Here is a 13,228-nt window from a genome sequence, read left to right on the forward strand (position 1 = left end):
TCAGCCCCCGTCGGTGGCGAGCCGGTAGCCGGCTCCGCGCACCGTGACGATCGACTTGCGGCCGAAGGGGGCATCGAGCTTGCGGCGCAGCGCGCTCACGTACACCTCGACGATGTTGGGATCGCCGTCGTAGGCGAAGCCCCAGACGTGTTCGAGGATCTGGCCCTTGGACACGACGAGGCCCGCGTTGACGGCGAGGTGCTCCAGGACGGCGAACTCCTTGGCCGTGACCTCCACCTCGGTGTCGCCGCGCAGCACCACCTTGGCCGCCGGGTCGACGGTCAGGTCACCGAGGACGATCGTGGGCGAGCCGCCCCGCGTCCGGCGGCGCAGCAGGGCGCGGATGCGGGCGAGCAGCACCACGTAGGAGAACGGCTTGGTGAGGTAGTCGTCGGCGCCGGTGTCCAGGCCCTCCGCCTCGTCGTACTCGCCGTCCTTAGCGGTGAGCATGAGGATGGGCGTCTCGTCGCCGGCCGCGCGCAGGGCCGAGCAGACCCGGTAGCCGTTCATGCCGGGCAGCATGATGTCCAGCACGACCAGGTCGTAGTCGTGGTCGGCCGCGCGCCGCAGTCCCACCGCGCCGTCGTGGACGACGTCCACCACGAAGCCCTCGGCCGTCAGCCCCTTGGCCAGGGACGCGGCCAGGCGTCGTTCGTCCTCCACGATCAGCAGGCGCATGCCTCCAGGCTGCCAGACGCACCTGAAGCGGGCTTCAGGTTGCTTCAGCCGCGCCTCAGGTCCGTCGGCCACGGTGGTGTCCACATGAGAAACCAACCAGGAGGAATCCGATGAACCTTGACGTACGCCGCCTGATGACGGGCCGCAGGCTGCTGGTGACCGTCCTCGCCGGGGGCCTGATCGCCGCCGGTGGCACCGCGACCGCCTTCGCAGCGGGTGGCGGTGACGACGACCCCGCCGAGCAGGCGGCCGAGGCCAAGGCGGTGCAGACGGCCAAGGTCAGCGCCACCGACGCCGTGGCCACCGCGCTGCGGACCGTGCCGGGCCACGTGGCCTCGGTGGACCTCGACCAGGAGAAGGGCTCGGCCGTCTGGGAGGTCGAGGTGATCGGCAAGGACGGCACGGAGCGCGAGCTGACGGTCGACACCGCCACGGGCAAGGTCCTGTCGAACGCGGTGGCCGACCAGGACACCGATGGCGCCGACGACGACGCCGACGATGACGGCGCCGACGACTGACGCCTCAGGCGGTGATGCGTTCCGGCTCGGCGGCGCCGGCCGGATCGCCCTCGCCGGTGGCGTCCACCCGCCGGAGCGTGACCACCGCGATGACCGTGACGGCGGCGACGAGTGCCGCGCCGACGGCGGCGGTGGTGTTCAGCCCGGCCGTGAACGCCTCGCGGGCGGAGTCGAGCAGGTCGCCGCCGGCCCCGGCGGCGACCGCTCCGGCGAGGGTGTCGCGGACCCCGTCCGGAGCGTCCGCCGGGAGTCCCGACGCGATCTCCTCGCGGTAGACGGCGGTGCCGACGCTGCCGAGGCCCGCGACGCCCAGCGCCACGCCCAGCTCGGTGCTCGTCTCGCCCAGCGCCGAGGCGGCGCCCGCCTTCTCCGGCGGCGCGGCGCCGACGACCAGTTCGGTGCCGAGCGCCATGGTCGGGCCGCCGCCCGCGTACACCAGGATGAACCCGGCGACCAGCAGCGGCAGTCCGGACCGGGCGTCGACCTGCGCGAGCAGCAGGTAGCCGGCCGTCGCGGCCGCCAGCGAGCCGCCGATCACGTACGCGGGACGCACGTGGCGCGCGGCGATCGGCGCCAGCAGGGACGAGACCACCAGCGCGAGCGCGGCGGGAAGCAGCCACAACCCCGCCTTCAGCGGTGACATGCCCTGGACCAGCTGCAGGTACTGCGTGACGAACAGGTAGACGCCGCCGACCGCGCCGATGCTGATCATGAGGCTCAGCAGCGCACCGGAGAAGGCCCGGTCGCGGAACAGCCGCAGGTCCAGCAGCGGATCGGCGAGGCGCCGCTGCCGGCGGACGAACAACACACCCGCCACGACGCCGACCACGGCGGCGAGGGCGGGTACGGGCTCGACACCGTGCTTGGGCAGCTCCTTGAGGCCGTAGGTGACCGGCAGCATCGTCGCGAGTGACAACAGAACGCTGACCAGGTCGGGACGGCCCGCCCGCACGTCCCGGAACTCCGGCAGCAGGAACGGGGCGGTCACCAGCAGCAACGCCATGATCGGCGTGCCGATCAGGAACACCGAGCCCCACCAGAAGTGCTCCAGCATCAGCCCGCCCACCACAGGGCCGAGGGCGATGCCCACCGAGAACATCGTCGCCCACAACCCGATGGCCAGCCCGCGCTGTCGCGGGTCGCGGAACAGGTTGCTGATGAGGGACAACGTGGAGGGCATCAGCGTCGCGCCGGCGATGCCGAGGAGCGTCCGTGCGGCGATCAGCATCTCGGTGGACGTGGCGTACGCGGCGGCGGCCGAGGCGGCGCCGAACGCGGCGGCGCCCGTCATCAGGAGCCGCCGGCGCCCGATCCGGTCGCCGAGCGTGCCCATCGTGACCAGGAACCCGGCGATCATGAAGCCGTAGATGTCGATGATCCATAGCGTCTGGGTACCGCTCGGATCCAGGTCCGCGCTCAGTTCGGGCACCGCGAGGTGGAGCACGGTGACGTCCAGGGCGAGCAGCAGGGTGGGCAGGGCCAGCACGGCCAGCCCGGTCCACTCCTTGAGCCCGGCGCGCGGCCGGGGGTCATGCGCGTTCGTCTCGTCAATGGCCATGCGGTGATGATCGGAGTGACCGCTCTCGGTGCGGTGATGGCCGGCTGATGGTCCGCCGACGGTCGGTTACGGTGATCGGCATGCGTTTCGGCGTTCTTGGGCCGCTCGCCGTGTGGACGGCCGACGGCGATCCGGTCCAGGTACCCGAGGCGAAGGTCCGCGCGCTCCTGGCCGATCTGCTCGTCGATCCGGGCCGTCCCGTCCCGGTGGACCGGCTGGCCCACGACCTCTGGGGCGACGACCTCCCGGCCAATCCGGCCAACTCCCTTCAGAACAAGGTCTCGCAGTTGCGGCGCGCCCTGGAGAAGGCGGAGGCCGGTGCACGTTCCCTGGTCGCCTTCAGCCCGGCCGGTTACCGGCTGCGGATCGAGCCCGGCGACGTCGATTCCGGGCGTTTCGCCGCGCTGCTCGACGAGGCCCGCCGGACAGACGATCTCCGCGCGAGGGCAGGACTGTTCGCGGCGGCGCTTGAGCTCTGGCGTGGCCCCGCGTTCGCCGACTTCACCGACGCCCCGTTCGCCACGGCCGCGATCACCCGGCTCGACGAGCAGCGGCTGACGGCGCTGGAGGAGCGGGCCGAGGCCCGGCTCGGGCTGGGGGAGCACGGTTCGCTGGCGGACGAGCTGGGCGACCTGGTCGCCAGGCACCCCTTCCGCGAACGGCTGCGTGCCGTTCAGCTGCGGGCCCTGTACCGCGCGGGCAGGCAGGGCGAGGCGCTGGACGGCTATGCCGACCTGCGCAGGCGCCTCGCGGACGAGCTGGGCCTGGATCCCGGCCCCGAGCTGGCCGCACTCCACCAGGCGATCCTCGAACAGGCCCCGGTGCTGGACGCGCCACCCGTGCGTGTGCCCGCGCCGACCAGCTTGCCGGAGTCACGTCTCCCTGTTCCGGCGACCGGTCTCGTCGGGCGTGAGGACGAGGTGGCCGGAACGTGCGAAGCGCTCGGTACCGCGCGGCTGGTGACGCTCACTGGCCCCGGCGGAGTCGGCAAGACCCGCGTGGCCCTGGAGGTCGCGAGGCGGCTGGCCGACGCCGGCGGCTTCCCCGACGGTGTCTGGTTCGTCGAACTCGCCGGTCGCCGGCTCCCCGACGAGGTGGCCGAGGCCGTCGGCAGGGCGTTGGGCATCCGCGACGACGCCTCGGCGGGCCCGGCCGACCGGCTCGTCGGGGCTCTGCGCGACCGCCGGCTGCTCCTCGTCCTCGACAACTGCGAGCATCTCGTCGAGCCGGTCGCCAAGCTGGTGGAGACACTGCTCCGGGACGGCTCCGGCCTGCGCGTCCTGACGACGAGCCAGGAGCCGCTGGCCATCGCCGGCGAAGTGGTGCGGGCCGTGCCGCCGCTTCCCGAGCCCAGCGCGGCGCGGCTGTTCGTCGAGCGTGCCTCCGCGGCGGCGCCGGGAGCCGATCTGGACGGGTCCGGCGCGGCCGAGGTGATCGCGACGATCTGCCGGCGGCTGGACGGGATCCCGCTGGCCCTGGAGCTGGCGGCCACGCGCGTGCGGACGCTGGGCGTACGCGGGCTCGCGGACCGGCTGGACGACAGGTTCCGGCTCCTGGCGGCCGGGCGGCGGGACGCCCCCGCGCGCCAGCGCACGCTCCGGGCGATGATCGACTGGAGCTGGGAGCTGCTTCCCGAGCCCGCGCGGATCGTGCTGCGGCGGCTGGCCGTGCAGGTCGACGGCTGCACGCTGGAGGCGGTGGAGACGGTCTGTTCGGGCGCGGGGATCGACGCCGCGGACGTCCTCGACGTGCTGGCCCGGCTCGTGGACCGGTCGCTGGTCGTCGCCGTGGACGGACCCGGCGGGCCGCGCTATCGCCTGCTCGAATCGGTCGCGGCCTACAGCCTGGAGCAGCTCGACGCGGCGGGCGAGACCGAGCGCGTGCGGCGCCGCCATCTCGCCTACTACCTCGCGCTCGCGCGCCAGGCCGAACCGCGGCTGTACGGCTCCGACCAGCGCACCTGGCTGGACCGGCTCGACGCCGAGACCGGCAACCTGCGGGCCGCCCTCGAAAGCGCGGCCGAGTACGGCGCGGCGGAGGACGCCCTGCTGCTGGCCAACGCGCTGACCTGGTACTGGTTCCTGCGCGGCCGGTACCGCGAGGCCCACCGTTCGCTGACGGTGGTGCTCGCGGCGCACCGGGGGCGTGACCATCCGGGCGTGCGCCGGGCCGCCGCGTGGCGGGCCGGGCTGGCGATGATGATCGTCGATGGGCACGCCGACCGCATCCGCACGGGAAGGGCTCTGGCGGCTCTCGGGCTTGAGGAAGGCGGAACGTCCGGCACCTGGCCCGAGGGCGACCGCGCCCGCGCCGTCTGGTTCCTCGGGCTGGCGCATCTGAACTACGGCGACGTGGCCACCAGCGAACGGCTCGTGGCGAGCGCGCTGGCGGACTTCCGGGCCGCGGGCGACCGCTGGGGGCTGGCGGCCGCGCTGGGGGTCAAGGCCGGCCACGCGACGTTCCAGGGTGATCTGGAGACGCTCCACCGCGCCGGCACCGAGAGCGCCGAGATCTTCGCCGAGCTCGGTGATCATTGGGGCCGGCTCCTGGCGATCGAGAACCTCGGCGCGTACGCCGAGATCGTCGGTGACTACGAACGGGCCGTGCGGCTGAACGAGGAGGGCGTGCGCCTCGCCGAGGAGCTCCGGTTGTGGCCGGAGGTCTCGTACCGTCTGGCAGGCCTTGGCCGGATCGTCATGCTGCAGGGTGACTTCGAGCGGGCCCGGGAGCTCCATGAGCGGGCACTGCGCCTCGCGGAGGAGCAGTCCCACACGTACGGGCGGCTGTACGCCGACGTCGGGCTCGCGCTGGTGGCGCGCCGCTCGGGACGGCTCGACGAGGCCGAAGGCCATCTGCTCCCGTGGCTCGACTGGAGCCGTCGGCTGGGGAAACACTCGGGGCTCGTGCTGATCCTGGCCGAGCTGGGCTTCGTCGCCGAAATGCGCGGAGACGCCGAGCGGGCGCTGAAGTGGCAGCGCGAGGCGGCCGAGACGGCGCGGCACGCGGGTGATCCGCGGGCGACCGCTCTGGCGCTGGAGGGCATGGCGGGGGCGCTGTCACTCGCTGGGGAGCACGAGCGTGCGGCGTCGTCGCTGGCCGAGGCCGCCCGGCTCCGGGAGTCGGTAGGGGTGCCGTTGCCGCGGGCCGAGCGTGGAGACGTCGACCGCATCGAATCACGTCTGCGGCGAGGGCTTGACGAGACGAGACGGTTCGTCTAGTTTACGTCCATGATGTTCCTGTTCCTCTGATCGCGCCCCGGCGCCCACCGCCGCGCCGCGATCCACGGCCTTCCCATCGGCTCGATGCGGCCCCGCCTTCTCCGGCGGGCCGGGAACAGGAGCGTTCTCTTGCGTACCCCATCCGCTGATTCCGCCGCCCAGCTCACCCTGCGCGAGGTGACGAAGCGCTATGGCGACCGGGTCGTCCTCGACCGGGTCTCCTTCACCGTCAAGCCCGGCGAGAAGATCGGGATCATCGGTGAGAACGGCTCGGGCAAGTCGACGTTGCTGAAGCTCATGGCGGGGCGGGAGGAAGCCGACAACGGAGATCTCACCGTCCTTGCCCCCGGCGGCGTCGCCTACCTCCCGCAGAACTTGGAGGGCCTGCTCCAGGACGCCGGTGACGTCGCCGACGTCATCGACTTGGCGCTCGCCGAGCTGAGGCGCATGGAAGCGGACCTCAGGGCCGCCGAGGCCGTGCTGGGCTCGGCCGACGAGCAGCGGCTCGCCGCCTACGGCGACCTGCTCGCGGAGTTCGAGCGGCGCGGCGGGTACGACGCCGACGCCAGGGTGGACATCGCCCTGCACGGCCTCGGGCTTCCCGGTCTCGACCGGGCGCGGCCGATCGCGACGTTGTCGGGCGGGCAGCTCTCCAGGCTCGTCCTGGCGGCGACGCTCGCGGCGGCGCCGGAACTCCTGCTGCTCGACGAGCCGAGCAACGACCTCGACGACGCGGCGATGGCCTGGCTTGAGGACTACATCCGGACCCACCACGGCACCGTCGTCGCCGTCACGCACGACCGTGTCCTCCTGGAAAGGATCACCACCACGATTCTCGACGTGGACGACCGCGGTGTGCGGCGTTACGGCGACGGCTACGCCGGCTATCTCCGGGCGAAGGCCGCGGCGCGTGCCCGCTGGGAGCGCGAGCACGAGGAGTGGAAGGCCGAGGTCGAGCGGCAGGCCCGGCTGGTGGAGACCGGTGGTGCCTGGCTCGCGTCCATCGGGCGCAAGGCCCTGCTCGCCAACACCGGCAACGGCGCGCACCGCGCCAGGTCGTCGTCGCACGGCACGGCCAACCGGGTGCGCATCGCCAACGAACGCCTGGCCGTGCTGCGGGAGAACGCCGTCCCCGCGCCGCCCGAGCCGCTCCGGTTCGCGGCGCGGATCCCGGGCGGGACGCCGGAGGGACGGGCGGTCGAGCTCTCGGAGATCACGGTGGGCGACCGGCTCGCGGTGGCCGGGCTGAGCCTCGACGCGGGCGAGCGGCTGCTGGTCACCGGTCCGAACGGGGCCGGAAAGACGACCTTGCTGCGCGTACTGGCGGGCGAGCTCTCGCCGGACACGGGTTCGGTACGGCGCCCCGAACGGGTCGGATATCTGCGGCAACAGGGCGTCGCCGGGCCGCCGATGCGGAGCGTTCTGGCGGCGTACGCGGCGGGCCGCCCCGGCAGGCCGGAGGAGTACGCCGACGAGCTGCTCGGCCTGGGACTCTTCCGTCCGGATGACCTGCGGCTGCCGCTGGGAGCCCTGTCGGTCGGGCAGCGGCGCCGGGTGGAGCTGGCCCGGCTCGTGAGCCGCCCGGTCGACCTGCTCCTGCTCGACGAGCCGACCAACCACCTGTCCCCGATGCTGGTGGAGGAGCTCGACGAGGCACTGGCGGCCTACGCGGGCACCCTCGTCCTGGTCACCCACGACCGGCTCCTGCGGCGGCGTTTCACGGGCAGCGCCCTGGAGCTCCGCGGCGGCAGGGTCCTGGAGGCGTCGACTCACTGAAAGGAGGGTGAAAGGGTTACCGGGGAGGTGAGCTCGATGCGGATCGTGTCAGTGCGGGGCGACATCACCGAGCAGGAGGTGGACGCCGTCGTGAACGCGGCGAACTCCTCCCTGCTCGGCGGCGGTGGCGTGGACGGGGCCATCCACCGCCGGGGCGGTCCGGCGATCCTGGACGAGTGCCGCAAGCTGCGGGCCTCCCAGTACGGGGGAGGGCTGCCCACCGGTCAGGCGGTGGCGACCACGGCGGGGCGGCTGCCCGCCCGCTGGGTGATCCATACGGTCGGCCCGGTCTACTCCACGTCGGAGGACCGTTCCGACCTGCTGGCCTCGTGCTACCGGGAGTCGCTGCGGGTGGCCGACGACCTGGGCGTGCGGTCGGTCGCGTTCCCCGCCGTGTCGGCCGGGACCTACGGGTGGCCGGTCGACGACGCGGCGCGCATCGCGGTCGGCACGGTGCGCGCGACGGTCACCAAGGTCACGGACGTGCGGTTCGTGTTGTTCACCGAGGACGCGTACGAGGCGTTCGAGCGGGCGCTGGCGTCCTGACCGGCCCGCGCCCCGGTCAGCCGCCGGTGTCCCCGGTGTCCCCGGCCTCGGCGGTCACGTGCGGCACGATCAGCACCGGGCGCTTGACGTGGTGCAGGACGCGGTCCGACACGCTCCCGAGCAGCACGGACCTGGCCCGCGCCAGCCCGCGCGAACCGGTGACGACGAGCGAGGCGTCGAGCTCGTCGGCGACGTCCACGATGGTCGCCCAGATCGGCCCGGTGCTCGCCTCGGCCCGCGGGGTGACCTCGGTCAGCCCCGCCTGCCGGGCGAGCTCGGCGCCGTCGGCGGCGAACCGCTCGGCCTCCTCGCGCTGCTGCCGTTCGGCCTCGGTGTCGTCGCGGACGAACGCGCCGGGCGTGGCGATCGAGGATCTGGCGAGCTGGACGAGCAGCGGCTCCCAGACGACGAGCACCACGGCCGGTGCCCGGCTCAGGTGCCGGCCCGCGAAGCCGATCGCGGCCTTGGCGTCGTCCGACCCGTCGTAGGCGATGAGGATGGTCATGATGACGTCATGTCCCGATCAGGCGAATCGAACACCCCGAACCGCGCCAGGGAGTGGCGAACCTTCAGCCCGAGGCGGCCGGACGGCCGGGTCCGGGCGGCCCGGCGAACGCCTGCGCCACGTCCAGCCACCGGTCGGCGTCCGGGCCGTCGGCGGTCACGGCGAGGTCGGCGCGGTTGCGCCGCTGCGTTACCAGCAGGCAGAAGTCCAGCGCCGGGCCGGTCACCGACTGCGCGGCGTCCTCCGGACCCCACGTCCACTCCTCGCCGTCCGGTGACGTGAGGGTGACCCGGAACTCGGCGTCAGGTGGCGTGAGCCCACGGACGTTGAACGCGAAGTTCCGCGTCCGCACGCCGATGTGGGCGACGTGGCGGAGCCTGCCGGTCGGCTCGCGCCGTAGTCCCAGCGCGTCGGCGACGTCCTGGCCGTGCGCCCAGGTTTCCATCAGGCGCGCCGTGGCCATCGAGGCCGCGCCCATCGGCGGCCCGAACCACGGCAGCCGCGTGCCCGCGGGCACCGCCGCCAGGGCCTCCACGATCCGGCGCCTGCCCGCCCGCCACCGTTCGAGAAGGCGGTCAGGATCGTCCGTGGCGCCCTTCGCCGCCCCCGCCTCCACGAACCCGTCCGGATCCGCCAGCGCCTCGGCGATGATCCCGTTGAACGCCTCCTCGTCCGTGGCCGCCGCGATCGACTGGTCGTCGGTCCAGGCGAGATGGGCGATCTGGTGCGCGATCGTCCAGCCTTCGGCGGGTGTCGGTGTGGCCCAGGCCGAGGCGGGCAGCGGCGCCACCAGCGCGTCGAGCGCGTCGCCCTCGGCGGTGAGGTCCGCGAGAAGTGAGGTGAGATCCGGCATCCCGCCAGGATTCACCCTCGCACCCCGTCGCGTACAGAGCCGGACCGAATCTCATTCTGTGACGGTGGCGACGTCTGTGGTGTCGGCGGCGACGACGGCGCGTGCGGCGGCGTAGTCGGCCTTGCCGTTGGGCAGCCGCAGGCCGCGCCCGGTCCGCAGGAACGCCTTGGGGATCTTGTACCGGGCGAGCCGCGCGGCACAACCGCCGCGGAGATCGTCGTCCGTCGGCGCCGCACCCGGGGCGGTGCGCACGACCGCGACGATCTCGGTGCCCCAGCGCTCGCTCGGCCGGCCGACGACCAGCGCGTCCGCGATCCCGGGAAGATCGCGCAGCACGGTCTCGACCTCCTCGGCGAAGACCTTCTCGCCGCCGGTGTTGATCGTGGTCGCCTCGCGGCCGTGCACCTCGACCGTGCCGTCCGCGCGGAGCCGCGCCCGGTCGCCCGCCACCACGAGCCGCTCGCCGTCGACGGCGATGAACGTCGCGGCGGTCTTGGCGGGATCGTTCAGGTAGCCGAGCGGCAGCCGGTCGCCGCCCTTGGCCAGCCAGCCCAGCTCCTCCTCACCGGGCGCGAGCCTGCGCCGGCGGTCGGCGCTCAGCACGGCCGTACCCGGCGCCGGGACGAACGTGCGGTCCGCCGCGCCGCGCCGCGTCACCGCGAAGCCGCTCTCGGAGGAGCCCAGCACGTCATGGACGCGCACGTCCGGCAGGTGGCCGAGAAGGCGGCGCTTGACCTCCGGGCTGATGCCGGCGGCCGAGTTGAGCAGCGTGCGCAGCGCGGACAGGTCGTACGAGCCGCGGTCGAGCTCCTCGACGATCGGGCGGGCGAACGCGTCGCCGACGATGGGCATGCGCGTCACCCGTTCGCGTTCCGCGGTGGCGAGCAGGTCGGCGGCGTCCAGCCCGTCCGTCCGGCCGGGAAAGACCACGCAGGCGCCGCCGCACCAGCCGCCGAGCGCCGACCACGTGCCCGCCCCGTGCATGAGCGGCGGGCCGATCAGCACGCGGTGCCGGCCGCGGGCGGCGCGTTCGACGGCCTCGTCCAGGTCGGTGATGGGGCTGCCGTCGCGGTGGGCCAGCCCGAGCGGCCCGGCCATGAGGTCGCCGATGCGCCACAGCACGCCCTTGGGGAGCCCGGTCGTCCCGCCGGTGTAGAGGATGTGCAGGTCGCCCGCGTCCGGCCGTACGTCCAGCGGATCGGGGGAGGCCGCCGCCAGCGCGGCCTCGTAGCCGAGGGCGCCGGGCAGCAGCTCTTCGCCGGAGTCGTCGGCGACCTGGAGCAGGAGCGGAGCGGCGTCCAGGCGCTTGACCACGCGGCCGATGACGGCGGCGAAGCGCGCGTGGAACAGGATCGCGGCCGGGCGGGCGTCGGTGAAGAGCTGGGCCAGCTCGTCGTCCACGTACCGGTAGTTGACGTTGAACGGCGCCACCCGGGCCTTGTGGGCGCCGAGCAGGCCCTCCAGGTATTCGGGCCCGTTGTGGAGGTAGAGCGCCAGGTGGTCGTGCGGAGACTCCCACGGCTCGGTGGCTCGCCCGTGCCGGCCCAGGCCGTGCTCGAACAGGACACGCGCCAGCCGCCCGCTCCGTTCGCCGACCTCGCGCCAGGTCGACCTGCCGCCGGGCCAGACCACGCACTCGCGGTCGGGGACGGCGGACGCGACGGCCTCGTGCAGGGTGGCCAGGTCGAGCAGGGGCATCGGCACTCTCCCTCGGATCGGCATCGTGGGATCACCGTAAACGAATACTTACCGAATCACATTCAGTGGACGCCTCCATGGAGAATCTCAGCGTGGCCCGAACGCACAAGCCCGAGGGGGAGATCACTCGCGGCACCACCGCGCCGAACCGGCTGCGGCGCGTCGACCGCTGGATCGCCGCGACCCAGGCCGGCGCGCTCCGTTCGGCCGAGTCTCCCCTGGCGGTCGACCTCGGCTACGGCGCCTCGCCGGTGACGACGGTCGAGCTCTACACGCGGCTGCGCGCGGTGTCGCCCCGGCTCGACGTCGTGGGGATCGAGATCGAACCCGATCGGGTGGCCGCCGGTCTGGCGTACCTGGCCGAACGCCCGCTGCCGGGGCTGTCGTTCCGGCGCGGCGGTTTCGAACTGCCCGTCGACCGCCCGCCCGTGCTGGTCCGCGCGCTCAACGTCCTCCGGCAGTACGACGAGGACGCCGCCTGGCGGGCCTGGGACGGGCTGCGGGCGAAGCTTGCCCCGCACGGCGTTCTCGTCGAGGGCACGTGCAACGAGATCGGCCGGCGTGCGGTCTGGGTGACGCTGACGCGCTCGGGACCAGAGACGATCACGTTCGCGGCGCATCTCGGCTCGCTGGGGCGGCCGTCGGAACTGGCCGAGCGGCTGCCGAAGACACTGATCCACCGGAACGTCCCCGGCGAACGGATTCACGCGCTGCTCAAAGACCTCGACCGCTGCTGGGCGGTCGCGGCCCCGCATTCGGCGTTCGGCCCCCGCGCCCGCTGGATCGAGGCGGTCTCGCTGCTGGCGCGCACCCATCCGGTGCTCACGCGTCCGCCGTACGGTGGCCGGGCACGCTGGCGGCTGGGCGAGGTGACGCTTCCCTGGTCGGCCGTGGCGCCGCGCCGGTGACCATCGAACGAGCCGTTCCGGCGGGCGTCAGACGCGGTGGAGTTTGTACGGGGCCGCCTGGACGCGCGGCTGCACGTCGATCCGGTCGATGTTGACGTGTGCGGGACGGGTGACCGCCCAGGCGACGCAGTCGGCGACGTCGTCGGCCACCAGCGGCTCGGGCACGCCTTCGTAGGGCTTCCCGGCCTTGGCCGCGTCGCCGCGGAACCGCACCAGGCCGAACTCCTCCGTCTTGACGAGCCCCGGCGCGATCTCGGTGACGCGGACGGGCTCGGCCACCAGTTCCAGCCGCAGGACCTCGTTCACCGCGTACGCGGCGTGCTTGGCCGCGTTGTAGCCGGCGCCGCCCTCGTAGTTGACGTGGGCGGCGAGCGAGGTGATGTTCACGATGTGGCCCGCGCCGCCGGAGATCAGCTTGGGCAGCAGGGCCTTGGTGACCCGCAGGAGGCCGAGCACGTTGGTGTCGTACATCGCCTGCCAGTCGGCGGGGTCGGCGGCGGCGACCGGCTCCAGGCCGAGCGCGCCGCCGGCGTTGTTGACCAGGACGTGGCACTCGGCGAGCCCGGCGGCGAGGGAGTCCACCGACTCCTGGTCGGTCACGTCCAGGGGCACCACCGCGACCTTGCCGGCGCCGGGCACCCCGTCGGTGATCTCCTTGGCCAGGTCTTCCAGCCGGTCACGCCGTCGCGCCGCCAGCACGACGTTGAATCCCTCCGCCGCGAGCCTTCTGGCCGTGGCCGCGCCGATTCCACTGCTTGCTCCGGTGACAACCGCCGTCTTGCGCATGCGCCTAGCGTCCCAGGCGATCGGGCGGGAGCGGAAACCGGGTGATCAAAACAAAGAACTTACTGACTGGCGGTAGGAAATGTTGTGACTACTGCCACATTGTTCATTTTGGTCACTTTCGTCTCGCATGGACGGCACCCGGCGGGAACACATGTCCCGACCGGTAGGTTGCACAACCGGAGGT

The 13,228-nt window shown here is 73.2% G+C and carries 11 protein-coding genes; 5 read left to right on the plus strand and 6 right to left on the minus strand.

Going from position 1 to position 13,228, the window contains the following annotated elements:
• Positions 1-678, minus strand: coding sequence for a response regulator transcription factor (locus ABD333_RS29380; RefSeq protein ID WP_344545761.1), 678 nt, complete (start codon positions 676-678; stop codon positions 1-3).
• Between the two features lie 110 nt (positions 679-788).
• Here ABD333_RS29380 and ABD333_RS29385 point away from each other — a divergent pair, with 110 nt between their 5' ends.
• Complete coding sequence (locus tag ABD333_RS29385; protein ID WP_344545762.1) at positions 789-1,196, plus strand: PepSY domain-containing protein; 408 nt, start codon at positions 789-791, stop codon at positions 1,194-1,196.
• A gap of 4 nt (positions 1,197-1,200) precedes the next feature.
• Here ABD333_RS29385 and ABD333_RS29390 read toward each other — a convergent pair whose 3' ends face one another.
• Positions 1,201-2,754 (minus strand): MFS transporter, encoded by a 1,554-nt coding sequence (locus ABD333_RS29390; protein ID WP_344545763.1) that lies wholly within the window; start codon positions 2,752-2,754, stop codon positions 1,201-1,203.
• 80 nt (positions 2,755-2,834) lie between these two features.
• Between ABD333_RS29390 and ABD333_RS29395 the strand changes: the two genes are divergently transcribed.
• The 3 genes from ABD333_RS29395 to ABD333_RS29405 all read left to right on the plus strand — a co-directional run bounded on the left by ABD333_RS29395 (position 2,835) and on the right by ABD333_RS29405 (position 8,294).
• Positions 2,835-5,972: an AfsR/SARP family transcriptional regulator gene (locus ABD333_RS29395; protein ID WP_344545764.1), complete on the plus strand. Its 3,138-nt coding sequence runs from the start codon at positions 2,835-2,837 to the stop codon at positions 5,970-5,972.
• A 129-nt stretch (positions 5,973-6,101) separates the two neighbouring features.
• On the plus strand, positions 6,102-7,748 hold the full coding sequence (abc-f, locus tag ABD333_RS29400) for a ribosomal protection-like ABC-F family protein (RefSeq protein ID WP_344545765.1): 1,647 nt from the start codon (positions 6,102-6,104) through the stop codon (positions 7,746-7,748).
• A 36-nt stretch (positions 7,749-7,784) separates the two neighbouring features.
• A complete protein-coding gene (locus ABD333_RS29405; RefSeq protein ID WP_344545766.1) occupies positions 7,785-8,294 on the plus strand; it encodes an O-acetyl-ADP-ribose deacetylase in 510 nt (169 codons plus the stop codon).
• A 16-nt stretch (positions 8,295-8,310) separates the two neighbouring features.
• Here the strand turns inward: ABD333_RS29405 and ABD333_RS29410 are convergent, their stop codons facing one another.
• The 3 genes from ABD333_RS29410 to ABD333_RS29420 form a co-directional block, all read right to left on the minus strand.
• Positions 8,311-8,799 carry a universal stress protein gene (locus ABD333_RS29410; protein ID WP_344545767.1) on the minus strand — a complete coding sequence of 163 codons (489 nt, stop codon included), beginning with the start codon at positions 8,797-8,799 and terminating at the stop codon, positions 8,311-8,313.
• A 64-nt stretch (positions 8,800-8,863) separates the two neighbouring features.
• Positions 8,864-9,652, minus strand: a complete 789-nt coding sequence (locus tag ABD333_RS29415) for a TIGR03084 family metal-binding protein (protein ID WP_344545768.1) — start codon at positions 9,650-9,652, stop codon at positions 8,864-8,866.
• 51 nt (positions 9,653-9,703) lie between these two features.
• Entirely contained in the window at positions 9,704-11,350 is a 1,647-nt protein-coding gene (locus tag ABD333_RS29420; RefSeq protein WP_344545769.1) for an AMP-binding protein, read from the minus strand.
• Positions 11,351-11,427: 77 nt separating this feature from the next.
• On the opposite strand from ABD333_RS29420, the gene ABD333_RS29425 reads away from it, so the two are divergent.
• Positions 11,428-12,258, plus strand: a complete 831-nt coding sequence (locus ABD333_RS29425) for a class I SAM-dependent methyltransferase (RefSeq protein WP_344545770.1) — start codon at positions 11,428-11,430, stop codon at positions 12,256-12,258.
• A gap of 27 nt (positions 12,259-12,285) precedes the next feature.
• Here the strand turns inward: ABD333_RS29425 and ABD333_RS29430 are convergent, their stop codons facing one another.
• The gene (locus ABD333_RS29430; protein ID WP_344545771.1) at positions 12,286-13,044 is read right to left on the minus strand and encodes an SDR family NAD(P)-dependent oxidoreductase; all 759 of its coding nucleotides are present in this window, start codon (positions 13,042-13,044) and stop codon (positions 12,286-12,288) included.
• Positions 13,045-13,228 lie beyond the last annotated feature (184 nt).

The organism is Actinomadura fulvescens (assembly GCF_039533225.1).
GTDB lineage: Bacteria > Actinomycetota > Actinomycetes > Streptosporangiales > Streptosporangiaceae > Spirillospora > Spirillospora fulvescens.

Excerpts from the sequence above, each read along its gene's own strand:
- ABD333_RS29380 (WP_344545761.1), bottom strand. The coding sequence starts at position 678 with ATGCGCCTGCTGATCGTGGAGGACGAACGACGCCTGGCCGCGTCCCTG.
- ABD333_RS29385 (WP_344545762.1), top strand. The coding sequence starts at position 789 with ATGAACCTTGACGTACGCCGCCTGATGACGGGCCGCAGGCTGCTGGTG.
- ABD333_RS29390 (WP_344545763.1), bottom strand. The coding sequence starts at position 2,754 with ATGGCCATTGACGAGACGAACGCGCATGACCCCCGGCCGCGCGCCGGG.
- ABD333_RS29395 (WP_344545764.1), top strand. The coding sequence starts at position 2,835 with ATGCGTTTCGGCGTTCTTGGGCCGCTCGCCGTGTGGACGGCCGACGGC.
- ABD333_RS29405 (WP_344545766.1), top strand. The coding sequence starts at position 7,785 with ATGCGGATCGTGTCAGTGCGGGGCGACATCACCGAGCAGGAGGTGGAC.
- ABD333_RS29410 (WP_344545767.1), bottom strand. The coding sequence starts at position 8,799 with ATGACCATCCTCATCGCCTACGACGGGTCGGACGACGCCAAGGCCGCG.
- ABD333_RS29415 (WP_344545768.1), bottom strand. The coding sequence starts at position 9,652 with ATGCCGGATCTCACCTCACTTCTCGCGGACCTCACCGCCGAGGGCGAC.
- ABD333_RS29420 (WP_344545769.1), bottom strand. The coding sequence starts at position 11,350 with ATGCCCCTGCTCGACCTGGCCACCCTGCACGAGGCCGTCGCGTCCGCC.
- ABD333_RS29425 (WP_344545770.1), top strand. The coding sequence starts at position 11,428 with ATGGAGAATCTCAGCGTGGCCCGAACGCACAAGCCCGAGGGGGAGATC.
- ABD333_RS29430 (WP_344545771.1), bottom strand. The coding sequence starts at position 13,044 with ATGCGCAAGACGGCGGTTGTCACCGGAGCAAGCAGTGGAATCGGCGCG.